Raw genomic sequence first — 22214 nt, forward strand, 5'->3', positions numbered from 1 at the left:
TATGAAGGGGCGACGGCGGCGCGGGGATAAATCCAGGCGCACTTACCAGACGCCAGCATATTTCAGGGGCGTATATTGATACGTCCTGAAGAGTGCTGCCTGTTCCTCCACCGCTGCATTGACGTTATAGGTCGCACCCAGCGGCCGGGTATGGGCAACCGAGATGGCGTCGATGATCGCCATGCGCGCTGCCGGCCGGCCGAGGAAGGACGGCCAGAGATGGTCGAGACCGTATCCGGATTCGACATCCCTCATGGACTCGATGCAGATCTGCAGCGCACGCCGCGAGAAGACCGGGCACATGATTTCGACGAAGCCTTCGAAACGCACGACGCTGTTGGGTCGCTGAACCGTCAAAGGATGGTTCGGGTAAGAGCCCGGACCTTTCTTGAGCGACGGCTGCGCCAGATCCAGACCATGCTTGTGCGACAGGTGGAACATCCTGTTGATGTCCTCGCCGTCGCACAGCAGATCGTCATCCGGCAGCCAGATCCGCTCGTAGTTCCAGAGCGGGCTGCCTTCATGGAAGAGATCGTAGATGATCTTGAACTTCTTGGTCTTTGGGATGTGCGCAAGATATTCGTAAGGGCTACCGGAAACCTCCGGCGTCTCGGCGCCATAATAGCCGATGCAGAGATCCCAGTTACGCGAGGCATCATCGATCTTCTCGAACCAGCGCGGATGGAGCGACTTCGAGCCGGCCGGCACCACCACGAGATTGGGGCGCCTCAGCCCTTCCTGAGGCTGGGTAAGGAAGGTTGCCCTGCGCTCGACGCCCGCAGGCGTCGAAAACAGCGGATGCGGAGGATGATCAGCCGGCACCAGCAGGTAGGTGGCATCAACGCCGCCGACGACACCTCGGCCTGCAAACGCCATGAGATTGCCGTTCTCGATATGCGCCGAATCGAAGATGACCGACGGCAATCCATCCCTGTCGATCAGGCAAAGCCGACCGCCCATGACATGCCAGAAATCGACGGCCGGATCGAAATAATTGCCGATCATGCCGTCGGGTGCCAAAACCACGAAGCGTGCAAACATCCCGCGATTGACGTCGCCAAGGCTCCAGAATGTGCCGCTCAACATGTCCTGGGTCAGCGGCGGCGCATCGGACCATTGTATCTGGCTCGCAGGATGCGCTCCGTAGGCGGGCGTGTGCAGGCTGTTCGCTGCCAATGACATGTGGACTGTCCCCTAATTCCGAACCCCAGGTAACGGCCCGACCCGAGGAAAGCAGTCCGGCGACGTAGCTCTCGGAGATTCGCTCGCGATCGAGTTCGTTTGTTCGGCACTTTGGCCATCATTCCTTTTGCGAAGCTTGTGCGGGAGATCAAAAGCCGCCTGCCGTACGGGAGACGTTTCACGCAATCCAGCCTCGCGAAAGTTGGTCGACATAATCTCGGAGCTGGAATTTCTGTGCGGGGACAGTCGCGCATTCAGAATATTGCCAACAACGTCGGTGCTCGGCGGACACGAAGGTCGGTCGTGTCGTCCGTCAGGTCGAGACTAAGAACCACTCGTCTCTTTTACGGTAGCAGAAGATGCATCAGAAGAAAAAGCTGGCCATAATCATCGAAGTCGATAGCTTCATCGGCGACATAATCCAACATCTGTCAAAGACCTACGAAGTCATGGCCATACAGCCAAAGACTTTCAAGGAGATCGAGACGGCTGTGGAATGGGCCGACATCGTCTGGTTCGAATTCTGCAACGAGCTCTTCGTCCACGCGATCAACCAGAACATCAAGCGGCGCGGCAAGCGTGTCATCGCGCGCTGGCATCGCTTCGAGATCGTGGAATCGAATTTTCCCGATCGTATCGATTTCGGCGCCATCGACGATCTGATCCTGGTGTCCCACGACATGCTCCGCGTCCTGAAGCTCAGGGCGCCGCAAGTCACGCAGAAGACCCGTACCCATGTCATCTGGAATGGCCTCAACCTCGACAAGTTCAAGCCGATCCCTTCGCTCGACAAGAAGAAGATCGCCTGGGCCGCCAAGCCCTTCATGCGCAAGAATCAGCCGCTGTTCCTGCAAATCATGCACTCGCTGGTGAAGCGCGATCCTTCCTACACGCTGCATGTGGCCGGCGAACAGGAAGAGTTCGTCATGATGCCGTATCTGAAGCGCACGACGGAAAAGCTGGGCCTCACCCGCAACGTCTTCTTCCATGGCTGGCAGCGCAATATGCCCGCCTTCCTCGCCGACAAGGGCGTGATACTGTCGACCTCGGTGCACGAGAGCTTTGGTTATAACATTGCCGAAGCCATGGCTATCGGCGCCCTCCCGGTGGTCCATGATTATCCTGGTGCGGAAGAATTCTGGCCCGACGAAATCCGCTTCTCGTCGGTAGATGAGGCCGTCGAAAAGATCATTGCAGGTCAGACCCATCAATGGACGCAATATGTCCATGAGAAATTCCCTCTCGCCAAGCAGCTGCGCGAACTCGATATCGTCATGGGCGATCGGGTAGCCGAAGCCCCAAAAACCTTGAATTGGGCATCTCTGGAACAGCAGGCGGGTTCAAATATGAAGCGGCCAGTCCCGCTTTGGCTGGCGCAGCGGCCTGCCGCCGTGCAGCAACAACCCGCGCCTATTCCGCAGGCCATATCGGTGCAGCAGGTTCGTGAAGCCATGCCGGTTGCCGAGATAGCGATGCAGCCGATGCAGCAGCCCTATCCGACACAGCCGCACCCCATCCCGGCGCCATCCGTGGAACGGCTTGCTCCTGTTACGCCGCTGGAACAGCCGATGCGGAGATCGGAAGCTGCGCCTTCCTTTGACTCCAACGGCTATTGGGAAGGCCGTTACCGCAACGGCGGCAATTCGGGTGCCGGCTCCTACGATGTGCTTGCCAAGTACAAGGGACAGTTCCTGAATAGTCTGGCCCGGAAGAAAGGGCTGAAATCCTTTGCGGAGATGGGCTCCGGCGACGGCAATCAGCTTAAATATTTCTCGTTCGACCGCTATACCGGCTTAGATGTCTCGAAGACGGTCATCGAACGCACGATGATGATGTACAGGGACAAGCCGAACTACAATTTCATCTGGCTGGGCGATCCGTCGCTCGATTGGGAAATGCACGAGGACGCCTATGACTGCGCCCTGTCGCTCGACGTGCTCTACCATCTGGTCGACGACAATATCTACGTCAATTACCTCGACCAGCTCTTCTCCCTGCCGCAGCGCTATGTGGTTATTTACGCCTCCAATTTCGATGGTCCGGATATTCGTGGCGCATCGCATGTCCGGCACCGCAAGTTCACGACGGATATCGCAAACCGGTTCCCGCAATGGACCCTGCTGAAGCTGGTGGAGAACCCATACAAATTCAAGGAATCGACCGAAGCGGATTTTGCGATCTACAGCCGCGACGAATTCGAAAACGCACTGGACCTGAACGAGCTAGACGCCATCAGATAAACCAGCCTGAAAAGGAAGAGAGGCGCCACGGTCATACCGTGGCGCCTCTCTTTTTATTGCTAGTGGATCAAGCGACAAACATTATCTTAGCCGACTATCTTGGCGTCTTGCCGAGTATCAGATGCGGGGCTTGTTTCAGCCTGAGCGCGATATCCGCGGTCTCGAACGACTGCCGGCGCACGTTCTCATAGTCAGCCTGGCTATATTCTTCGTAGCATTGCCGAACCAGCGAGAAGAAGCGCTCCCTGAGATCGAACGGCAATTGCGGGTAGATCCAATCGAGCAAATCGAACTTGCTGCGAAGGAACCACTGATAGTAGGCCTGCTTTATCTGAGGCAGGCGGGCAAACAGCGCTTCCACCTCGGCAAAGGCCTTGAAGACCTCGAACCGCTTTTCGGTGAAGACATTGGTCAGCTGCGCCCTATCCTGGTAGACGCGATGGCCGATAAGATAGCGGTTCATCATGCCGATCCTCCGGGCATGCAGATAGATGTGCCAGTGAGCATAGATATCGTTATGGACACGCGTCTCCGAGAAGCGGAGAGCCGTCTCACGGCATAGCTTGGCGCTAACGATCTTGTTCCAGGGGAAATTCACGGTGAACAGCAACCGACCGCACTGATCGAGCGTAAAAACGCTTATGTCGGTATCGCCGACCAGCTCGCGCCAGGCATCATTGTCGATCGGCAGCATCGGATCGAGGCGACCGTTCCTATCCGTGACATAACGATAGCGAAACACCATCACATCGCAGCCGCTGGCTTCCATGTGATGGATGACTTCATCGATCGAGCGATGCGCCACCATGTCGTCGGCATCGAGGAAATAATAATAGTCGCCACGGGCGGCGGCCATGCCGGCATTCCGGCTGTATCCCGCCCCGCCATTTTGCGGATTGCGCAGCAGCCGCACCCGCGGATCGCGCTCAGCATGTCGCTCGACAATCATCGCAGTGGCATCGGGAGACATGTCGTCGACAACGATCACCTCGAGAACATCACGATTTTCCAGAACCGCGGCAATCGTTTCACCGATGGATTCCTGCGCCTTATAGGCGGGAATGATGACACTGACTTTGCTCACGGGGTCTCCTGATACTGACATGGATGCCAAACCCTGGAGGTATCGGTTGATCCATGTGCCTCTGGCTATCCAACCGTTTTCGAGGGAGAGGCAACCTCGAAGACGGCAATCGCTTCCTGCCGGGATTGCAGAATGCGCTGGCTGGAGCATAGGGAGCGGAACTTGCACTGAACTGGAGCACGGGCGCTTCCCGCAATCAGATCGCTCAAAACTCTCCAGCCCCGCGAAAGCAATCCGGCTTATTCATGGATCAAAGTCCGTGCATAGAATCACGCTGATGCCTCGTGGAGAATATCGATGTCTTCTGCTCAAGTCCCCGTCCTTTCGATCTGCGTTCCGACCTATAACCGTCAGTTCATGCTCGAGCGGAACGTCAATTTCCACTTGGAAGAATTCCGTCGGCTAGGCCTCCCTTTCGAGATCGTCATTGTCGACGATTGTTCGACGGATGAGACCGCAGCCTACATTCAGTCGATCTCGCATCACCCGGAAATCAGCGCCTATCGCCGAGTGCGCAATTCCGGTTTCATCAGCAACTACGCCTTTGCAATGCAGAGAGCCCGCGGCCACTATGCGGTTTTCCTCGGCGACGACGACTTGCTGATCCCGGAGAAAGTCGTCGAATATCTTCGCATCATGGTAGACGACAAGAACATCGGCATGATCCAGGCGCCGTGGCTTCTGGTCGATGGCCGGCCGGGCGGCGGCGATATGGAGCCCTTCTATCACCTCTCCTATCCGACACGTCACACCAAGGGTGACTTCCGCGCGATGCTGGAATTCATTCTCGACAAGCACATCTTCCCGGAATTCATGATCATCCGGCGTGACGTTCTGCTGAAATCGATTTCCAGCCCGACGCCATTCATCTTCTGGGCATTCCTCTATACGACCCGCGCTCTGGACAAGGCCGACGTGCTGTTCATGCCGGAACCTTTCGCGCGCGTCACCGCCGTTTCCGACGATCCGCGCCTACAGCAGGGCAACAAGGAATGCATGTTCCAGTGGGATACCTACAGGGGTGGCCTCGAATACCTCGCCTCGCAGGCTCTGCGCGACAACCGCTATCCGCCTGACTATCGCGGCTCGCTGATGCCTCGCATCACCGAATTCATGCTGCAGCGCCAGGCGGTCGCCATGCGCTTGCATGTCAATGCGCAGAACTGGGTCGAAGCCTATATCATGTATCACCGCATGGCCGCCTATCTGCCGACGCCGCTGCCGCCGGAATCCTACGATCAGATCCGCAAGCTGGCGGGCATCTCCACCGCCGCAACGGAAGCGATCGCCTTCAATGGCGAACCTGTCATCATCGAGCCGATCATCGACGATGCCACGATCAACCTTCTTCCGCAGTCGATCCGGCAGCATCTTTCGAGAGAAGCGCCGCAGTCCGGCACCTATGGCGGCAAGCCGAGAGCCTATCTCCGCTTCACCGAGGATTTCCCGGCCAATCCGGGTCCAAAGGACGGCCTGTTCAGCATCATGACCTATATCGATCAGTTCGTCTGAGATTTGGTGGCAACAAGCGAGGGCTCCGCGATGCAAATGTGCTGCGGAGCTCTTTGCGTTTCAGGCGCGCGTCAGCCCGGTAGCATTTCCGTCACAGCAATGATCGGCCCGAGCGGGAACAGGCTGTCGCGCCTTTGCCATTCCGGAATGTCGAGGCTGGAAATGCTGCCGTCCAGAAACAACGCATTCGGGCATTTCAACTCGTCGCGAAACAGCGTCGCAAAATCGTGGAAGCGCACCGCACCATCGGAAATGGCAAAGACGACCTTGCCGTCGGCTGTAACGCCAACGCCGTTGCGCGTCTTCAAGCTCGGGCTGTCCGCCAGAAATGACGGATGGAGCTTGCCGCCGATGACCAGCATCGGACCGGACTGCGTTGCGTAGAAAGGCTTGATGCCGGACACGGCGAAGGCCTTGCTTTCCATGATGCCAGCCTTGCCCGATCCGAGAAAGAAAACCCCGTTCGGCAGGAGATGGAAGTTGCCCCATCCTTTGTTGGTATTGATCGCCTTCACCTCGTGTGCGTTTTCGACGAAGAGGCCAACGGGAGACTGGTCGTCGAGATACATGCCGCCATTCATGGCGAAGCGCACATAGATGCGATCCTCGCGCAGATCGTTTTCGAGCGCTCGGAACGAGCCATAAGGCTTGCCGCTGTGGTCATTCTGGAAAATCTGGATATCGTCGCCGGCGGGATCGAAAGTGCAGACCGTATAGCCGTCGCCGAGATGCCGAACCTTGCGACAGGCTTCGCCGGCCGATGCGGTGGCGGCAAAAGCGAGAACGGCAAGGATGATGATCAATCGAATCAAGCGCATGGCCCCGCATGAATAGCACAGGCTTCAGAACGCATCGCAATGCGGCGAAACAAGGAATAGGCGAGGTTTAAAGCCGCAGCGCCGCCATGTGGAATGCAAGCTGCTCGGGGAGATAGCGATAATCGGCGCCGATCGGACAGGCGTCGCGTGCAAGACAACCGCCGGCCATGCAGCCGGCCAGCCCTTCCGGCGTGCGCAAATGCGAGCGACAGCCCCGAACATCAAAGCCGGCTGCCGTTACAGCGGCGGCGGGACAGGCGGCAAGACAAGGCTTTTCCATGCACCGATCACAGGGATGCGAAGAAAATGCCGGATCTTCCATTCCTTCCAAAGCATCGGCAAATCCCAATGCGCCACGATAGCCGTGCCACAAACCATAATCCGGATGGATCAGGATGCCGAGCGGCGATGCTTTCAGGCCCTCGGCCTGCATTGCCCATCGCTGAAACGGTTGCCAGGGAGGGTCCGACGGAAAATAGGCCGTGGCCCCCAACTCGATTGCGACTGGCCGGATGATCGCTTTCGACCAATCGTCGAGGGGATCTTTGCGTGTCCTGTTGGCGGACATATCCAGCCATGTCGAGAACGCCGGCCAGATCGAGCCGCCGATATTGCCGAGCAGGATGACGCTGCGAGCCGCTATGCCATCGCCGAGGAGCGGCCCCTCGCCTTCGCTGAACGACAGGCTTCCTCGAACGAAAACTCCGTGGACGCCGAGCGTCGCACGGAGCTGTTCGAATATGACAGAGCCGCGGCTCACCGTGGCCCCTTATATTCATAGTGCGGCCGCCAGACCTCCTTCTGGATCAGGTCGGCAACGCGCGTCGCACCGCCTTGCTCCCTGGCGGCCTCGGGCTCTCTTCAGGTGAAGGCGTCCGGCATGGAGTCCTTGCGCTTCTGGATATAGGCAAGAAGAGCCTCGTCGATGGCCGGATCGAGCGGCGGCGCTTCGTAATGATCGAGCCAGGAGCGGCAAAGTGCGTTGGCACGGTCCTCGATGCGCTTCTGGCCTTCGATTTCCCACTGCTCGAAGGAATTGTTGTCGGCGAGCGGCGAGCGATAGAAGGCGGATTGGAAATTCGCCTGCGTGTGGCCGCAACCGAGATAGTGGCTTCCCGGACCGACTTCGCGGATGGCATCGAGCGCCTGACCATTCTCTGAGAGATCGACGCCCTCGGCCATCTTCTGCATCATGCCGAGCTGGTCCTGGTCGATCATGAACTTCTCGTAGGAGGAGACGAGGCCGCCTTCGAGCCATCCCGCCGCATGCAGCACGAAATTCGTGCCGGCCAGCAGCGTCATGTTCAGCGTATTGGCCGATTCATGCGCCGCTTGCGCATCCGGAATCTTGGAGCCGCAAAGCGAGCCGCCGGTACGGAACGGCAGGCCGAGACGGCGGGCAAGCTGAGCTGCACCATAGGAGACGAGCGACGGTTCCGGCGTACCGAAGGTCGGCGCACCCGACTGCATCGAAATCGAGGCAGCAAAAGTGCCGTAAAGCACCGGCGAACCCTTGCGGATCAGCTGCGTGAAGGAAGCACCGGCCAGCACCTCGGCGAGAATCTGCGTCAGCGTACCCGCAACCGTCACAGGGCTCATCGCGCCCGAGAGGATGAAAGGAGAAACGACCGAAGCCTGATTGTGCCGGGCATAGACCTTCAAGGCACCGAGCATGGTCTCGTCGAAAACCATCGGAGAATTAGCGTTGATGAGGTTCAGCGTCACGCAATTATTCTCGACGAAATCGTCGCCGAACACGATCTTCGCCATGGCGATCGTGTCTTCGGCACGCTCCGGCGCGGTGACGGAGCCCATAAACGGCTTGTCGGAATATTTGATATGGCTGTAGACCATATCGAGATGGCGCTTGTTGACCGGGATATCGACAGGCTCGCAAACAGTGCCGCCGGACGAATGCATCGACGGCGCCATATAGGCCAGCTTCACGAAATTGCGGAAATCCTCGATCGTCGCATAGCGGCGGTTGCCCTCGAGATCGCGCACGAAGGGCGGGCCATAGACCGGCGCGAAGATCGTCGCCTTGCCGCCGACATGGGCGTTGCGGGCGCTGTTGCGGGCATGCCAGGTAAATTCCTTCGGCGCCGTCTTCAGAAGTTCGCGGCAAAGCCCCTTCGGAAAATGCACGCGCTGCCCGCGCACGTCGGCGCCGGCTTCCTTCCAGAGCGCCAGAGCTTCCGCATCGTCGCGAAACTCGATACCAATTTCTTCCAGAACCGTATCGGCGTTGCGCTCGATGAGCTGCAGGCCTTCCTCGTCGAGCACTTCGTAGACGCCGATCTTGCGGGTGATATAGGGAAGCGATGGGCCGGGACCTCCGCCGCTGCGCGAAGCGCGCCGTGCTGCAGCACCCCTACCCTCGCTGCGCGAACGCCGTCCACCGCCGTCATTGCCTGCAGCCGGTTGCTCAATCATATCGTCCATGATGTTTCCTCACTCCTGCGCATGGATGCGTCTATCATGACCCCATGCTATCCGATTCCGCCAAGCGGACGTTCCTTAATGCGCCAGCAATTAGCATAGGACAGACATGGGCTGCGAATATCAACTGTTCTTCCTCCGTCGCGATTGATCCGCGCGACGTCGCATTCAAAAAGAGTTTTGGCGGCCTTCCGGTCTATCGATAATGGCGGCAGTGTTTTATACAAGTCTCTGATGCATTGCACGAAAACGGGATGGAGCGCATGTCTGACGACGAAATCATTCTCTCGGAACTTTCTGATGAAGAGCTCGTGCAGCAGATGCATGACGACCTGTATGACGGGTTGAAGGAAGAAATCGAGGAAGCAACACAGATCCTTCTAGATCGCGGCTGGACGCCTTACGATGTCCTCACCCAGGCGCTGGTCGAAGGCATGCGCATCGTCGGCATCGACTTCCGTGACGGCATTCTTTTCGTTCCGGAAGTTCTGCTTTCCGCCAATGCGATGAAGGCCGGCATGGCGATCCTGCGGCCGCTTCTGGCGCTGACCGGTGCACCGAAGCTCGGCAAGATGGTGATCGGCACCGTCAAGGGCGACATTCACGACATCGGCAAGAACCTCGTCGGCATGATGATGGAAGGCGCCGGCTTCGACGTCATCGACCTTGGCATTAACAATCCGGTCGAAAACTACCTCGACGCCATCGAGCGCGAACAGCCCGACATTCTCGGCATGTCGGCTCTGCTGACCACGACGATGCCCTATATGAAGGTCGTCATCGATACGCTGAAGGAAAAGGGCCTGCGCGACGATTACGTCGTACTGGTTGGCGGTGCGCCGCTCAACGAGGAATTCGGCAAGGCCGTCGGTGCGGACGCCTATTGCCGCGACGCTGCCGTGGCGGTCGAGACCGCCAAGGAATTCATGAAGCGCAAGCACAACAGCCTCGCTGCCGGCGCCTGATCGCCTTGTTTTTCGAAGCCGGCGACGAACAAAGGGTTGTCGCCGGCCGATCCACATCTCACATTAGAGCATGTCGCTCAAAAGTGCGCAGTGGTTTTGCGACAGCGACATACGCAAAATCAAAGACCTAAAGCGCGAGACGCGAATCTGAAAGATCGCGACGCGCTTTAGTTCTGAACAGCCCGCTTGACCTTGTGACCGGCATCTTCCGTCGCGTTGACGGCGTTGGCCGTATCTCTGCCCATGCCGCGAATTGTGTTGGAGCATGAAGCGAGCACCATAAGCACGGCGAAGGCAGCGGCGATTTTGCTAGATGTCGATGCGGTCATGATCAGGAGCCTCTTTTGGAATGGATGTTGATCGGCAAAATGCGGAGACAACCCCTCCGTACAGTAAACGCATAACAAAGCAAAAGGTTCATGTAATCGCGTGCGGGGCAATCGCGCGCGAAATATTGGCGGTCGCCAGAATAAACGGGCTCGACCACATCGATCTTCACTGTCTTCCCGCAATCTATCATTCCTATCCCCAAAAGATCGCACCGGCTCTGGAACAAGCAATTGCGGATGCCCGCGCGCGCGGCTTCGAGAAAATCTTCGTCGGCTATGCCGATTGCGGCACCGGCGGCGATATCGACAGGATCTGCGCGCGGGAGGGGATAGAGCGCCTGTCCGGCCCGCACTGTTATTCCTTCTTCACCGGAAATGAGGCTTTCGCCGGGCGCGACGACGATATTACTTCGTTCTTCCTCACCGATTTCCTGGCCAGACAGTTCGAAGCCTTCGTCATCGTCCCACTCGGCCTCGATCGCTATCCGGAGCTGCGTGATATGTATTTCGGCAACTACCGCAAGGTGGTCTACCTCTCGCAGGAAGAAGATCCGGCGCTGCAGGCAAAAGCAAAGGAAGCTGCCGCTTATCTCGGACTGGACTACGAATATCGCTTCACTGGCTACGGCGATTTGGCGCGCGAATTGCTGACTGTCTAGCTGCGACATCCGCGTCGCTTTCTGGCCTCGCGCTTCTTTGCCGAGACCGACATGCTGGACGAGTCATCGACATTCAATCACAGTTCGAACCTGGCCGTTTCAAAGGATAAAGCGCGTTGGCTGTACTTGCGGACGAGGTTTTCATGTCGCGTCGCTTTTCGGCATGTGGCGCGTCGTGGCGAGCGCAGTCTGATGATCGGTCGACGTGCATTCTTGCGTGAAGAGGAGATTTTGTGCATGGCGGATCGCATTGTCGTCTACTGGCGGGACATCCCCGCCCAGGTGATTATCAAGAAGGGCAGGCAGACGGCAAAACGCGAGCTTTCGCTGCGCTTTACCGAAGCAATCGACATGTGCGCCATGCGCACCGGCGCTGCCGAAACCGACGATTATCTCGCCGAATGGCGCAAGGCCGATCCCGTGCCTGTATCCGACGATCTCGAAGTCGAGGCTGACAAGGCGGCAAGCGAGCTCGAAGCCGCCTATGATCGCGAGCGGCTGGTGGCACTGGTGAAAGCCGGAGGCCGCGACAATGGCTGATGCCGTCCAGAAGCCCGGCAATGCCGCCGCGGGCGCCAAGGCTGCCAGCGGCGCCTATACGCCGGCAGGCGTCTCACCCAACCGCCGCGCCCGGCGCAAATACACGGTCCGCCTCTGGGCGGTACGTCACTCGCGCTTCTTCGAATGGTTCTATCGTCGCTTCGCCGACGCCTTCCTCCTGCTTCATCCGCTGTGGAAGGCATTCGGCTATGAACGCGTCGAGCGTCCGATCACCTTTATCGAACGCAATGTGAAGGGCTTCCTCTTCGATTGCCGCATGTGCGGCCAGTGCGCACTGTCGTCGACGGGCATGTCCTGCCCGATGAACTGTCCCAAGCAGCTGCGCAACGGACCCTGCGGCGGCGTTCGTGCCAACGGCAATTGCGAGGTGGAGCCCGACATGCCCTGCGTTTGGGTACAAGCCTGGAATGGCTCGCAGAACATGACTCAGGGTGATGCGATCCTGAAGGTGCAGAAGCCCGTCAACCAGTCGCTGCGCGAAACCTCCTCCTGGCTCCGCGTCACGGCGGAAGCGGCGGCAGCCCGCGAAGCGGCGAAAAAGGAAGCCTGAGCGATGTCGCATATCGATGAAAATCCGCTTGGCGTCCATCTGCCGCTCGATCCCCTGCCCGGCCATTATTCGCTCGGGCGGCTGGAGCGCGTGCTTCGCCGCGGCGAATTCGCCGTGACAGCCGAGCTGAACCCGCCCGACAGCGCCAATGCCGAAGACGTCTACGAGCGCGCCGCCATTTTCGAAGGCTGGGTCGATGGCATCAACGCCGTCGATGCCTCCGGCGCCAATTGCCATATGTCCTCGGTCGGGATTTGCGCCCTGCTGACCCGCATGGGCTATGCGCCCATCATGCAGATCGCCTGCCGCGACAAGAACCGCATCGCCATCCAGGGCGACGTGCTGGGCGCTGCCGCCATGGGCGTGTGCAACATCATGTGCCTGACCGGTGACGGCGTGCAGGCCGGCGACCAGCCGGGCGCCAAGCCGGTCTTCGATCTCGATTGCATGTCGCTGCTCGAAACCGTGCGCATCATGCGCGACAACGCCAAATTCCTCTCCGGCCGCAAGCTGACGTCGCCACCGAAAGTCTTTCTCGGCGCCGCCATCAACCCTTTCGCACCGCCTTATGATTTCCGGCCCTACCGGCTGGCGAAGAAGATCGAGGCCGGAGCGCAGTTCGTCCAGAGCCAGTATTGCTACGACGTGCCGATGTTCCGGGAATATATGAAGAAAGTGCGCGACCTCGGCCTCAACGAAAAATGCTTCATTCTCGTCGGCGTCGGCCCGCTCGCCTCGGCAAAGACCGCCCGCTGGATGCGCTCCAACGTGCCGGGCGTCCATATCCCCGATGCGGTCATCAAGCGCATCGAAGGTGCGCAGGATCAAAAGAAGGAAGGCAAGCAGCTCTGTATCGACATCATCAACGAGGTGAAGGAGATCGAGGGCGTTTCCGGCATCCACGTCATGGCCTACCGCCAGGAAGAATATGTCGCTGAAATGGTGCATGATTCCGGCGTGCTGAAGGGCCGTCAGCCTTGGAAACGCGAGGCTAGCCGCACGGACGCGCTCGTCGCCGAACGACTGCACCAGATCAGCGAAGGCAGGGAAGAAAACCAGCAGGCCATGGCTGAAATCGCTGCCCACCACACGCCGCAGCAGGCACATTGAATTCGACAGGACCGTGGCGGGCCAGGAGAGGAACCGGCCGGCTTGTAACCCAAATCACCGCACGATAGACAGCTATCGGGCCAACTGACCAGAGGACCAGATATGACGCGTACCATCGTTGCCTCCGCCACCCGCGAGATCATCATAGGCTTCGACCAGCCTTTCTGCGTGATCGGCGAGCGCATCAATCCGACGGGGCGCAAGAAGCTCGCCGCCGAGATGATCGAAGGCAATTTCGACACCGTCATCAAGGACGCTCTGGAGCAGGTGGCCGCCGGTGCGACCATGCTCGACGTCAATGCGGGCGTGACTTCGGTCAACCCGAACGAGACAGAACCGGGCCTTCTCGTGCAGACGCTCGAGATCGTGCAGGGCTTGGTCGACGTACCGCTCTCGATCGACAGCTCGGTCACGGCGGCGATCGAAGCGGCGCTCAAGGTTGCCAAGGGCCGGCCGCTTGTCAATTCGGTCACGGGCGAAGAGGAAAAGCTCGAAGCCATCCTGCCGCTGGTCAAGAAATACGACGTGCCCGTCGTCGCCATCTCGAACGACGAAACGGGTATTTCCATGGACCCGGATGTGCGCTTCGCAGTTGCCAAGAAGATTGTCGAGCGCGCCATGGATCATGGCATCAAGCCGCATGATATCGTCGTCGACCCGCTCGTCATGCCGATCGGGGCGCTCGGCGATGCCGGCCGTCAGGTCTTTGCGCTGCTGCACCGCCTGCGCAACGAGCTCAAGGTCAACACGACCTGCGGCCTTTCCAACATCTCCTTCGGCCTGCCGCATCGCCACGGCATCAATGCCGGCTTCATTCCCATGGTGATCGGCGCCGGCATGACCTCGGCGATCATGAACCCTTGCCGCCCGCAGGAGATGGAAGCCGTGCGCGCCGCCAACGTGCTGAACGGCACGGACGCCAATTGCACCAACTGGATCATGACCTATCGCGACTACAAGCCGGCAGAAGGCGGCGTCGCGGCCGCAACAACGGCAGCACCCGCCGCCGGTGGCGGACGTCGTGGTGGCCGTGCTGCGCGCGCTGGCGCAGGAGCTGTGAGGGAATAAGATGTCGTCCGGTCGCGGCCTTTCCAATGATCTTGCCACGCTCTGGCTGCAGGCACCTGTCGTGATCGCGATAAGGCTGCAGCAGATGTGGATGGACGCGCTGACCGGCAGCGTGAACGCGACCGAAATGAACCGGATGGTCTCAGAAAAGATGATGGCTGCGGCCGAAAGCGCCGCTGCCGTCAACGCCGAAATGATGCAGCAAGGCCTCGCGCTCCTGACGGCGACAAGCCATTCGCGCCAATCGGCACGCCGCGTTGCCGACGCGGTCGCCGAGGCCGCGATAAAACCTTATAGCAGGCGTGTTCGCTCGAATGCGCGCCGCCTTAGCAAATAGAAAGGCTGATCCATGGCCGAAGCCAGCGACAGCGCGAAACCCCTCGTCCTTTTCATGCCATCCGGCAAGCGCGGCCATTTCCCCGTGGGAACGCCCGTGCTGGAGGCAGCCCGCCAGCTTGGCGTCTATGTCGAAAGTGTCTGTGGCGGTCGCGCCACCTGTGGACGCTGCCAGGTCTCCGTGCAGGAAGGCAATTTCGCCAAGCACAAGATCGTCTCCTCCAACGACCATCTTTCGCCGATCGGGCCGAAGGAAAAGCGCTATGCCGAGGTGCGCGACCTGCCCGACGGCCGCCGCCTCTCCTGCTCCGCCCTCATCCAGGGCGATCTCGTCATTGACGTGCCGCAGGATACCGTCATCAACGCGCAGGTGGTGCGCAAGGCGGCCGACGAACGCGTCATCGCCCGCGATCCGGCCGTGCACATGTGTTACGTCGAGGTCGAGGAACCCGACATGCACAAGCCGCTTGGCGATCTCGATCGGCTGAAAGCGGCAATCGCAGCGGACTGGAAATACGATAATCTCGAAGTGGATTTTCACCTCATTCCGCAGGTGCAGTCGATCCTGCGCAAGGGCGAATGGAAGGTGACGGCCGCCATTCATCGCGACCAGGACAGCGAGCGCCCTCGCCTTATCGCGCTCTATCCCGGCCTGAAGAACGAGGCCTATGGCATCGCCTGCGACATCGGCTCGACGACGATCGCCATGCACCTGTCATCGCTGCTCTCGGGCAGAACCGTCGCTTCGGCCGGCGCCTCCAATCCGCAGATCCGCTTCGGCGAGGATCTGATGAGCCGCGTCTCCTACGTGATGATGAATCCGGACGGTCGCGAAGCGATGACCAACGCCGTCCGTGAAGCACTGAACGGCCTGATCGACAAGGTCTGTGTCGATGGCGGCGTGTCGCGCCAGGATATTCTGAACGCCGTCTTCGTCGGCAACCCGATCATGCACCACCTCTTCCTCGGCATCGACCCGACCGAGCTTGGCGGTGCGCCCTTCGCGCTTGCCGTATCCGGTGCTGTGCATCTGAAATCGGCCGAGATCGGCCTGCCGATGAATGTCGGCACCCGCATCTACATGCTGCCCTGCATCGCCGGCCATGTCGGCGCCGACGCGGCTGCCGCGACGCTTGCCGAAGGTCCGCATCGCCAGGATGAGATGATGCTGCTGGTCGACATCGGCACGAATGCCGAGATCGTGCTCGGCAACCGCCATCGCGTCGTCGCCGCTTCCTCGCCGACCGGCCCCGCCTTCGAGGGCGCCGAGATTTCGAGTGGCCAGCGCGCAGCACCCGGCGCGATCGAACGCGTGCGCATCGATCCCGTCACCCTGGAGCCGCGCTATCGCGTGATCGGCATCGAGCCATGGTCGGATGAGCCGGGCTTTGACGAAGAAGCCGCCAAGGTCGGCGTCACCGGCATCTGCGGCTCGGCCATCATCGAGGTCGTCGCAGAAATGTTCCTGACTGGAATTATCTCGGAAGATGGTGTCGTCGATGGCTCGATGGCAGCGCGCTCGCCGCGCATCCTGCAGAATGGCCGTACCTTCTCCTATCTGCTGCGCGACGGCGAACCGCGCATCACGGTCACCCAGAACGATATCCGCGCCATTCAGCTTGCGAAGGCGGCACTCTATGCCGGCGTCAAGCTGCTGATGGACAAGCAGGGCATCGATCATGTCGACCGCATCGGCCTTGCCGGCGCCTTCGGTACCTTCATCGACCCGAAATATGCGATGGTGCTGGGCTTGATACCCGACTGCGAGCTCGACAAGGTCAAGGCTGTCGGCAATGCCGCCGGCACTGGCGCACGCATGGCGCTGCTGAACCGCGGCCATCGCCGCGAGATCGAAGAAACCGTCAGGAAAATCGAGAAGATAGAGACGGCGCTTGAATCAAAGTTTCAAGAGCATTTCGTCTATGCTATGGCCCTGCCGAACAAGGTCGACGCCTTCCCGGAACTCTCCAGGGTGGTGACATTGCCAGAGCGCAAGCAGATCTCCGACGATGGCGGAGAAGGCGGCGGCCGCAGGCGTCGCCGCAGCCGCGAATAAGACGGATTGGCCGCGTTCACGCGGCCATTTTGCGCCCGATCTCAACAAAAGCCTGGCGGATGCTGTCGGCCACCGCCTTCATCGGCCCGGTCATCTGCGAAGCTGTCAGCAGGCGAATGTCGAACGACGTCAGCTCCGGCAAGCCTTCATTTGGCCCGAGGATTTCCATATCATCGGTGATGTAGGAGCGCGGGAACGGAGCAATGGCAAGATCGGAAACGATCGCCGCGCGCTGCGCCATCGTATGGGCACTGAGATAGGAAACGCGATAGGCGCGCTTCTGCCGCTCCAGTTGCGCCATGGCTTCCGATCGCCAGATGCAGCCCTCTTCCCAGATCGAGATCGGCAGCGGATCGCGACGATAGGCGGTGCCGCACTTGGCGCCGGCCCAGACGAGGCGCTCCGTATAGATCACCTCGCCTTCCGTCGGGAAGGGCCGCGTCGCGCAGTTGATCAGCGCAAGGTCCAGCCGCTGCTCCTCGATGCGCTTCTTGAGTTGGATGCTCATATCGACGACGACATCAACCATGATCCCCGGATAGCTCTCGGAAAAGCTCTTCAGGATGGTCGGCAACAACCGTTCGCCAATGTCGTCAGGAGCGCCGAGACGCACGACGCCGCTAAGCTCGGGCATGATGAAGCGCGAAACCGCCTCGTTGGAAAGCGCCAGGATGTTGCGGGCATAGGAAAGCAGCATCTCGCCATGCTGCGTCAGGCTCACCGAGCGCGCGTCGCGCAGGAATAGCGTGACGCCGAGCTGCTCTTCCAGCTTCTTGATCTGCATCGAAACGGCTGACGGCGTGCGAAAGACCGCATCGGCCGCAGTCGAAAAATTCCCCGTTTCGGCAATCGCGACGAAGGTGCGCAGAACTTCATTGTCAAGCAACGGTATGGGCCGGCGGAACGGTACGGTCATATCGAATACCTTTCAATTTTTCTGATCCTAAACACCATATCATTTCATTTGTCTGAATGTCAACGAAGCACCATATTAGACGTAATGGAAATTCACGCAGACAGCCTCAAAGGAGCAAAAGTCATGGCTGGCACGGCATTGGACGAAGCCTCTCGCCTTTTCTCTCTTCTCCGCCTTCGCAAAATTCAACGGATGGCGCAGCACACGCTCGACGAGATTGCCACGCGCTTTCCCGCTCATCTGATCGATGACGTCAATGCGCGCGGCCTCCCGCCGGATCGCACCTTGGCAGCGCTTGAGCGAAAGCCCGGCAAGCTGCATTCGTTCAAAAATACTAATGGCAGCTATAAGATCTATTCGTTTGATTGATGAGCCAGCCAGATCCATATTTACACTCGGTAGGCGTGACATTTTGAACGGTTGACACTGAAAGGAACCTGGAAATGACGACGATCAGTTATAGACAGACCGGCACGCGGAACCCGTTTCCGTCCGGCAGCAGCTATATGCCCTTCTTTTCTCGTCTCGCTAATCGCTGGCAGCAGTGGCGCTCCCTTCGCGAGCTCGAATCCCTGTCCGACGACATGCGCAAGGACTTGGGCTGGCCGGCCGCGAACGAAATCAAGAATCCGAAAGCCACCCGATGATAATTGAAGAGCATAGTGGCTGAAGGCGACGCTCAACCCAAGCGAGCGTCGCCTTTTGAACATTTCCGCATCCAGATGCGAAGCGCACTTTAATCCTGAGAATTACCTGCAAATATATTTCGCCGCTTGAGCATCTTGCTCGCCTCCCCTTCGTTTCCCTCCTCTAGAGCCGTATTTTTCATAGCAGACGCAAATATCCCTTTGCGGCCGCGATTATCCATGCCAATGTCGCTTATAGACCATCGGGCCGACGTATTTGACGCAAGGAATACGTAACGGCCCTGGAGCATGGATTTTCACAACATGAGCAAGACTCCGATCAAGACGCGTTCCCTGGTTTTCTTCCTCGTTCCGCATTTCACCATGCTGCCGTTTTCCGCCGCGATCGAGACGCTGCGGATTGCCAACCGCATGCTCGGCTACCCTGCCTACACCTGGCGGCTCGCCTCGACGGACGGTCAGAAAGTCTATTCCTCGAGCGGCATCGGACTGGAGGTCAATTCCTCCCTCACCGACGAGCGCCGCTATCTCGGCGGCGAGAACCGCCCGAACATGGTACTGGTCTGTTCCGGCATCTATGTCGAAGAATTCCACAACAAGTCGGTCAATGCCTGGCTGCGAGAAACCTACAATCGCGGCGTGGCCGTCGGCAGCCTCTGTACGGGCGCCCATGTGCTTGCCCAGGCAGGTCTGCTGAACGGCAAGCGCTGCGCCATCCACTGGGAAAATCTGCCGGGCTTCTCCGAAACCTTCCCGCAGGCGGAGGTCTATGCCGACCTCTATGAGGTCGACAGCAATCTCTACACCTGCGCAGGCGGCACCGCCTCTCTCGACATGATGCTGAACCTGATCGGACAGGATTTCGGCGAGAACCTCGTCAACCGCGTCTGCGAGCAGCAACTGACCGACCGTGTCCGCAGCCCGCATGACCGCCAGCGCCTGCCGTTGCGCGCGCGCCTTGGGGTGCAGAACTCCAAGGTTCTGTCGATCATCGAGCTGATGGAAAGCAACCTTGCCGAGCCGCTGTCGCTTCTGGAAATCGCCGACGATGCCGGCCTGTCGCGCCGGCAGATCGAACGCCTGTTCCGGCAGGAAATGGGCCGCTCGCCGGCTCGTTATTACCTCGAAATCCGTCTCGATCGCGCCCGGCATCTGCTGGTGCAATCTTCCATGCCTGTTGTCGAAGTGGCCGTCGCCTGCGGTTTCGTTTCCGCCTCGCACTTCTCCAAGTGTTATCGCGAACTCTATAATCGTTCCCCGCAGCAAGAGCGCGCGGAACGCAAGCTGACCATGTCGACCAACCGCACGGGCATCGTCGTCTGAGAGTGGTGGAAATCAAAGCAGTCGGAACATCGCAGGCGGCCTACTGGGCTGCCTCTTGGGCCATCTTGAAATCGGAATAGACTTGATTTCGGCCATTGTGCTTCGCCATGTAGAGAAACTGGTCCGCGGCATTGAGATAGTTGTCGAAGGACTCGTAACCAGCAATCTCCGCCACGCCGATGGAAACCGTCACCGAAAGCTCTTCGTCGTCGGCATGAACCTTCAGGCTGGCGAGGCTAAGGCGGACCTCGTCGCATAGCGCGGTCGCCGCGCGCGAATTCATTTCAGCAAAAAGAATGGCGAACTCTTCACCCCCAAGGCGAGAGAGCAGATTATCGGTGCCCTCCAACAGTCCATGAAGTCGGCCGGCAACGGCCTTCAGCACCTGATCGCCGATTTCGTGACCATAAGTATCGTTCAGATGCTTGAAGTGATCGATATCGAGAATAGCGACCGAGCTTGGACGTTGGCGACGCAGGCACTCGTTGACCAGGCGCGGGCCGTGATCATAAAAATAGCGCCTGTTGTAGAGCCCGGTCAGATAGTCGCTTGCCGCTGCCGCTCGCAATTGCTTCAGCTGCGACAGCGTCTCGACATTCAATGCGATGCGGCATTGCAGCTCCTCCTGAACGAAGGGGCGATAGATGAAATCGCTCGCGCCCGCCTTCAGGAATGTCGCAGACAGCAAACGATCGTTCGAAGACGAAATGCCGATGATCCGCATTCGGTCCGAGCCATAGCGATGGCGGATGCGGCGGGTCAGTTCATGGCCGTTCATGTCGGGCATATTGTAGTCGGTGACGACGATTTCGATGTCGTCGAATGTCTCGAGCATCGCCAGGGCTTCGACACCCGTGCCGGCTTCGGCGACCTTGAATTGCTGTGCGTGCAGCAAATCCGTCAGCATTTTCCGGGCCGAAGGCACATCATCTACAACCAGAACACGCATCGACCGGTTGGCAATGGCGCGCCTTACGGAAGAGACGAGATTGTCGAGAGCGAACTCGCCATCCTTGAGCACATAGTCGACGACATTTCGCTCCATAATGCGATTGCGCGTCGCCATGTCGAAAGACGCCGTAAAGACGATGGTAGGAACGTCATGGGCGACGGCAACATCCAGGGCTTCTCCGTGGGCCGCGTCCGGAAGATTAAGGTCGATCACCGCCATCGTGAAGCTGCTATCCGGCGCCGCCAGTACCTCGTTCAGCATTTTCAGGGAAGAGCAATGCGTTACGGCCAAGCCGAGTTCGGTTTCGAACCGATGCGACAACACCGCGGAAAACATGCGTGAATCCTCGACCAGAAGTATTGTCTGGCTGCCATTGCGGTGACCGATGCCACCGCCGAGGGATCCCACATGCAGTACCATTTCCCGTCAATTCCTCCCACACCATCAGGTGCATGAATATTCAGTCAATTGCAGGTCTGCCAAACCATCTTCCACCTATCCTGAACAGGATTCGTGAAAAAATTGGAACCGCTGATTGCGGAGATTTACATAAAAGTGATTTTCCCTCACTTTTTTCGAGGTTATTTTGCCTGACTTCTCGCGTTTATGCGTGCTTGCCGGTCGGTTGAGACGACTGAATCTGCAACAAAGTGTCGAGGTTTTGATTCACGCGGCAGTAGAACTCCTCGTCGATGAATGGCCGCAGGATGAAATCATTGCCACCTGCCTTGAGGAAGCGGGCCGAAAGCAGCCGGTTGCTGGATGACGAGACGCCGATGATGCGCAACTCGTGGGAGCCAGTGGTCGCACGAATACGTCGCGTCAGCTCGAAGCCGTCCATGTCAGGCATATTGTAGTCCGTGACCATAAGGCCGATATCCGCGCTGGCCTTCAGGATTTCGAGCGCTTTTACACCATTCTCCGCAACGCTGACGCGGAAATTATAGCGCTTCAGCCGACTGGACAGCAAAGCGCGTGCGGTCGCACTGTCGTCGACAATGAGGACATGGTGACGATGGTTTGTCAGAAAACGGCAGATAGATTCCGCCAGCATATCCACCGCAAACACATTGTCCTTGAGAATATAATCCACCACATCCTTGGCGATCAACTCGTCGCGCGTGCCCTCGAGAAAAGTGCCGGTGAAGGCGATCGTTGGAATGCTGAGATCAAGCAGATAGGCCAAGGCCTCGCCCTTTTCGGCGCCCGGCAGGTTCATGTTCGAGATTGCCAGCTTGATCGGCTCAGACGACTTGTCGTAGGCGAGCTGCAGTTCTTCGAAATTGCGGCAAATCTCGACGTCGATGTCCAGAAGCTCCTTCAGCTTGGCTCTGACCATCGATGTAAAAAGATTGGAATCCTCGACGAGAAGAATGCGCGAGCCGGCAAGAGACGCGCCGGAGTATTGCATCCCCGAAACACCCAGAAATGGCATAATGAAAACCTGTTTTTGAAAATGATCCCCTC

22 protein-coding genes are annotated in these 22214 nt (G+C 58.9%); 13 read left to right on the forward strand and 9 right to left on the reverse strand.

The window, feature by feature from the left end; genetic code table 11:
- Window positions 1-42: 42 nt before the first annotated feature.
- Window positions 43-1182, reverse strand: a complete 1140-nt coding sequence (locus GA0061100_RS01185) for a DUF707 domain-containing protein (RefSeq protein ID WP_075850795.1) — start codon at window positions 1180-1182, stop codon at window positions 43-45.
- 359 nt (window positions 1183-1541) lie between these two features.
- On the opposite strand from GA0061100_RS01185, the gene GA0061100_RS01190 reads away from it, so the two are divergent.
- Window positions 1542-3422 (forward strand): glycosyltransferase, encoded by a 1881-nt coding sequence (locus GA0061100_RS01190; protein ID WP_075850796.1) that lies wholly within the window; start codon window positions 1542-1544, stop codon window positions 3420-3422.
- Window positions 3423-3516: 94 nt separating this feature from the next.
- Here the strand turns inward: GA0061100_RS01190 and GA0061100_RS01195 are convergent, their stop codons facing one another.
- Window positions 3517-4506: a glycosyltransferase family 2 protein gene (locus tag GA0061100_RS01195; RefSeq protein ID WP_075850797.1), complete on the reverse strand. Its 990-nt coding sequence runs from the start codon at window positions 4504-4506 to the stop codon at window positions 3517-3519.
- Between the two features lie 297 nt (window positions 4507-4803).
- Here GA0061100_RS01195 and GA0061100_RS01200 point away from each other — a divergent pair, with 297 nt between their 5' ends.
- The gene (locus GA0061100_RS01200; protein ID WP_075850798.1) at window positions 4804-6018 is read left to right on the forward strand and encodes a glycosyltransferase family 2 protein; all 1215 of its coding nucleotides are present in this window, start codon (window positions 4804-4806) and stop codon (window positions 6016-6018) included.
- A 71-nt stretch (window positions 6019-6089) separates the two neighbouring features.
- Here the strand turns inward: GA0061100_RS01200 and GA0061100_RS01205 are convergent, their stop codons facing one another.
- The 3 genes from GA0061100_RS01205 to GA0061100_RS01215 form a co-directional block, all read right to left on the reverse strand.
- Window positions 6090-6836, reverse strand: coding sequence for a phosphodiester glycosidase family protein (locus tag GA0061100_RS01205; RefSeq protein ID WP_208621504.1), 747 nt, complete (start codon window positions 6834-6836; stop codon window positions 6090-6092).
- A 67-nt stretch (window positions 6837-6903) separates the two neighbouring features.
- The gene (locus GA0061100_RS01210; RefSeq protein WP_075850799.1) at window positions 6904-7596 is read right to left on the reverse strand and encodes a 4Fe-4S dicluster domain-containing protein; all 693 of its coding nucleotides are present in this window, start codon (window positions 7594-7596) and stop codon (window positions 6904-6906) included.
- Between the two features lie 101 nt (window positions 7597-7697).
- Window positions 7698-9278 carry a trimethylamine methyltransferase family protein gene (locus GA0061100_RS01215; protein WP_075850800.1) on the reverse strand — a complete coding sequence of 527 codons (1581 nt, stop codon included), beginning with the start codon at window positions 9276-9278 and terminating at the stop codon, window positions 7698-7700.
- 260 nt (window positions 9279-9538) lie between these two features.
- Between GA0061100_RS01215 and GA0061100_RS01220 the strand changes: the two genes are divergently transcribed.
- A complete protein-coding gene (locus GA0061100_RS01220) occupies window positions 9539-10240 on the forward strand; it encodes a corrinoid protein (protein WP_075851835.1) in 702 nt (233 codons plus the stop codon).
- A 167-nt stretch (window positions 10241-10407) separates the two neighbouring features.
- On the opposite strand, the gene GA0061100_RS01225 is transcribed toward GA0061100_RS01220, so the two are convergent.
- Complete coding sequence (locus GA0061100_RS01225; protein ID WP_075850801.1) at window positions 10408-10569, reverse strand: entericidin domain-containing protein; 162 nt, start codon at window positions 10567-10569, stop codon at window positions 10408-10410.
- A 20-nt stretch (window positions 10570-10589) separates the two neighbouring features.
- Here GA0061100_RS01225 and GA0061100_RS01230 point away from each other — a divergent pair, with 20 nt between their 5' ends.
- From GA0061100_RS01230 to GA0061100_RS01260, 7 genes are all read left to right on the forward strand, one after another.
- Window positions 10590-11228 (forward strand): DUF1638 domain-containing protein, encoded by a 639-nt coding sequence (locus tag GA0061100_RS01230; RefSeq protein WP_075850802.1) that lies wholly within the window; start codon window positions 10590-10592, stop codon window positions 11226-11228.
- Window positions 11229-11465: 237 nt separating this feature from the next.
- A complete protein-coding gene (locus GA0061100_RS01235; RefSeq protein ID WP_075850803.1) occupies window positions 11466-11768 on the forward strand; it encodes a virulence factor in 303 nt (100 codons plus the stop codon).
- Entirely contained in the window at window positions 11761-12339 is a 579-nt protein-coding gene (locus GA0061100_RS01240) for a methylenetetrahydrofolate reductase C-terminal domain-containing protein (RefSeq protein WP_075850804.1), read from the forward strand. The genes GA0061100_RS01235 and GA0061100_RS01240 overlap by 8 nt, the downstream gene beginning before the upstream one ends.
- Before the next feature lie 3 nt (window positions 12340-12342).
- Window positions 12343-13449, forward strand: coding sequence for a methylenetetrahydrofolate reductase (locus GA0061100_RS01245; protein ID WP_075850805.1), 1107 nt, complete (start codon window positions 12343-12345; stop codon window positions 13447-13449).
- A 102-nt stretch (window positions 13450-13551) separates the two neighbouring features.
- Entirely contained in the window at window positions 13552-14517 is a 966-nt protein-coding gene (locus GA0061100_RS01250) for a methyltetrahydrofolate cobalamin methyltransferase (RefSeq protein ID WP_075850806.1), read from the forward strand.
- Window position 14518: 1 nt separating this feature from the next.
- On the forward strand, window positions 14519-14854 hold the full coding sequence (locus GA0061100_RS01255; RefSeq protein WP_075850807.1) for a hypothetical protein: 336 nt from the start codon (window positions 14519-14521) through the stop codon (window positions 14852-14854).
- A gap of 12 nt (window positions 14855-14866) precedes the next feature.
- Window positions 14867-16909, forward strand: coding sequence for an ASKHA domain-containing protein (locus GA0061100_RS01260; RefSeq protein ID WP_075850808.1), 2043 nt, complete (start codon window positions 14867-14869; stop codon window positions 16907-16909).
- 16 nt (window positions 16910-16925) lie between these two features.
- Here GA0061100_RS01260 and GA0061100_RS01265 read toward each other — a convergent pair whose 3' ends face one another.
- Window positions 16926-17825, reverse strand: coding sequence for a LysR family transcriptional regulator (locus tag GA0061100_RS01265; protein WP_075850809.1), 900 nt, complete (start codon window positions 17823-17825; stop codon window positions 16926-16928).
- Window positions 17826-17948: 123 nt separating this feature from the next.
- On the opposite strand from GA0061100_RS01265, the gene GA0061100_RS01270 reads away from it, so the two are divergent.
- From GA0061100_RS01270 to GA0061100_RS01285, 3 genes are all read left to right on the forward strand, one after another.
- The gene (locus GA0061100_RS01270) at window positions 17949-18194 is read left to right on the forward strand and encodes a hypothetical protein (protein ID WP_075850810.1); all 246 of its coding nucleotides are present in this window, start codon (window positions 17949-17951) and stop codon (window positions 18192-18194) included.
- Between the two features lie 74 nt (window positions 18195-18268).
- On the forward strand, window positions 18269-18472 hold the full coding sequence (locus GA0061100_RS01275; RefSeq protein ID WP_075850811.1) for a YjiS-like domain-containing protein: 204 nt from the start codon (window positions 18269-18271) through the stop codon (window positions 18470-18472).
- 303 nt (window positions 18473-18775) lie between these two features.
- On the forward strand, window positions 18776-19795 hold the full coding sequence (locus GA0061100_RS01285; protein ID WP_348627044.1) for a GlxA family transcriptional regulator: 1020 nt from the start codon (window positions 18776-18778) through the stop codon (window positions 19793-19795).
- Between the two features lie 40 nt (window positions 19796-19835).
- Here the strand turns inward: GA0061100_RS01285 and GA0061100_RS01290 are convergent, their stop codons facing one another.
- Entirely contained in the window at window positions 19836-21167 is a 1332-nt protein-coding gene (locus GA0061100_RS01290; RefSeq protein ID WP_075850814.1) for a diguanylate cyclase, read from the reverse strand.
- A gap of 184 nt (window positions 21168-21351) precedes the next feature.
- On the reverse strand, window positions 21352-22182 hold the full coding sequence (locus GA0061100_RS01295; protein ID WP_075850815.1) for a response regulator: 831 nt from the start codon (window positions 22180-22182) through the stop codon (window positions 21352-21354).
- Between the last annotated feature and the right edge of the window lie 32 nt (window positions 22183-22214).

The organism is Martinezella hainanensis (genome assembly GCF_900094555.1).
Taxonomy (GTDB): Bacteria; Pseudomonadota; Alphaproteobacteria; order Rhizobiales; family Rhizobiaceae; genus Rhizobium; species Rhizobium hainanense.

What these genes read in the sequence shown, in the direction of transcription:
- GA0061100_RS01185 (WP_075850795.1), bottom strand. Translation starts at nt 1,182, where the DNA reads ATGTCATTGGCAGCGAACAGCCTGCACACGCCCGCCTACGGAGCGCAT.
- GA0061100_RS01190 (WP_075850796.1), top strand. Translation starts at nt 1,542, where the DNA reads ATGCATCAGAAGAAAAAGCTGGCCATAATCATCGAAGTCGATAGCTTC.
- GA0061100_RS01200 (WP_075850798.1), top strand. Translation starts at nt 4,804, where the DNA reads ATGTCTTCTGCTCAAGTCCCCGTCCTTTCGATCTGCGTTCCGACCTAT.
- GA0061100_RS01205 (WP_208621504.1), bottom strand. Translation starts at nt 6,836, where the DNA reads ATGCGCTTGATTCGATTGATCATCATCCTTGCCGTTCTCGCTTTTGCC.
- GA0061100_RS01215 (WP_075850800.1), bottom strand. Translation starts at nt 9,278, where the DNA reads ATGGACGATATGATTGAGCAACCGGCTGCAGGCAATGACGGCGGTGGA.
- GA0061100_RS01220 (WP_075851835.1), top strand. Translation starts at nt 9,539, where the DNA reads ATGTCTGACGACGAAATCATTCTCTCGGAACTTTCTGATGAAGAGCTC.
- GA0061100_RS01225 (WP_075850801.1), bottom strand. Translation starts at nt 10,569, where the DNA reads ATGACCGCATCGACATCTAGCAAAATCGCCGCTGCCTTCGCCGTGCTT.
- GA0061100_RS01230 (WP_075850802.1), top strand. Translation starts at nt 10,590, where the DNA reads ATGGATGTTGATCGGCAAAATGCGGAGACAACCCCTCCGTACAGTAAA.
- GA0061100_RS01235 (WP_075850803.1), top strand. Translation starts at nt 11,466, where the DNA reads ATGGCGGATCGCATTGTCGTCTACTGGCGGGACATCCCCGCCCAGGTG.
- GA0061100_RS01240 (WP_075850804.1), top strand. Translation starts at nt 11,761, where the DNA reads ATGGCTGATGCCGTCCAGAAGCCCGGCAATGCCGCCGCGGGCGCCAAG.
- GA0061100_RS01245 (WP_075850805.1), top strand. Translation starts at nt 12,343, where the DNA reads ATGTCGCATATCGATGAAAATCCGCTTGGCGTCCATCTGCCGCTCGAT.
- GA0061100_RS01250 (WP_075850806.1), top strand. Translation starts at nt 13,552, where the DNA reads ATGACGCGTACCATCGTTGCCTCCGCCACCCGCGAGATCATCATAGGC.
- GA0061100_RS01255 (WP_075850807.1), top strand. Translation starts at nt 14,519, where the DNA reads ATGTCGTCCGGTCGCGGCCTTTCCAATGATCTTGCCACGCTCTGGCTG.
- GA0061100_RS01260 (WP_075850808.1), top strand. Translation starts at nt 14,867, where the DNA reads ATGGCCGAAGCCAGCGACAGCGCGAAACCCCTCGTCCTTTTCATGCCA.
- GA0061100_RS01265 (WP_075850809.1), bottom strand. Translation starts at nt 17,825, where the DNA reads ATGACCGTACCGTTCCGCCGGCCCATACCGTTGCTTGACAATGAAGTT.
- GA0061100_RS01270 (WP_075850810.1), top strand. Translation starts at nt 17,949, where the DNA reads ATGGCTGGCACGGCATTGGACGAAGCCTCTCGCCTTTTCTCTCTTCTC.
- GA0061100_RS01275 (WP_075850811.1), top strand. Translation starts at nt 18,269, where the DNA reads ATGACGACGATCAGTTATAGACAGACCGGCACGCGGAACCCGTTTCCG.
- GA0061100_RS01285 (WP_348627044.1), top strand. Translation starts at nt 18,776, where the DNA reads ATGAGCAAGACTCCGATCAAGACGCGTTCCCTGGTTTTCTTCCTCGTT.
- GA0061100_RS01290 (WP_075850814.1), bottom strand. Translation starts at nt 21,167, where the DNA reads ATGGTACTGCATGTGGGATCCCTCGGCGGTGGCATCGGTCACCGCAAT.
- GA0061100_RS01295 (WP_075850815.1), bottom strand. Translation starts at nt 22,182, where the DNA reads ATGCCATTTCTGGGTGTTTCGGGGATGCAATACTCCGGCGCGTCTCTT.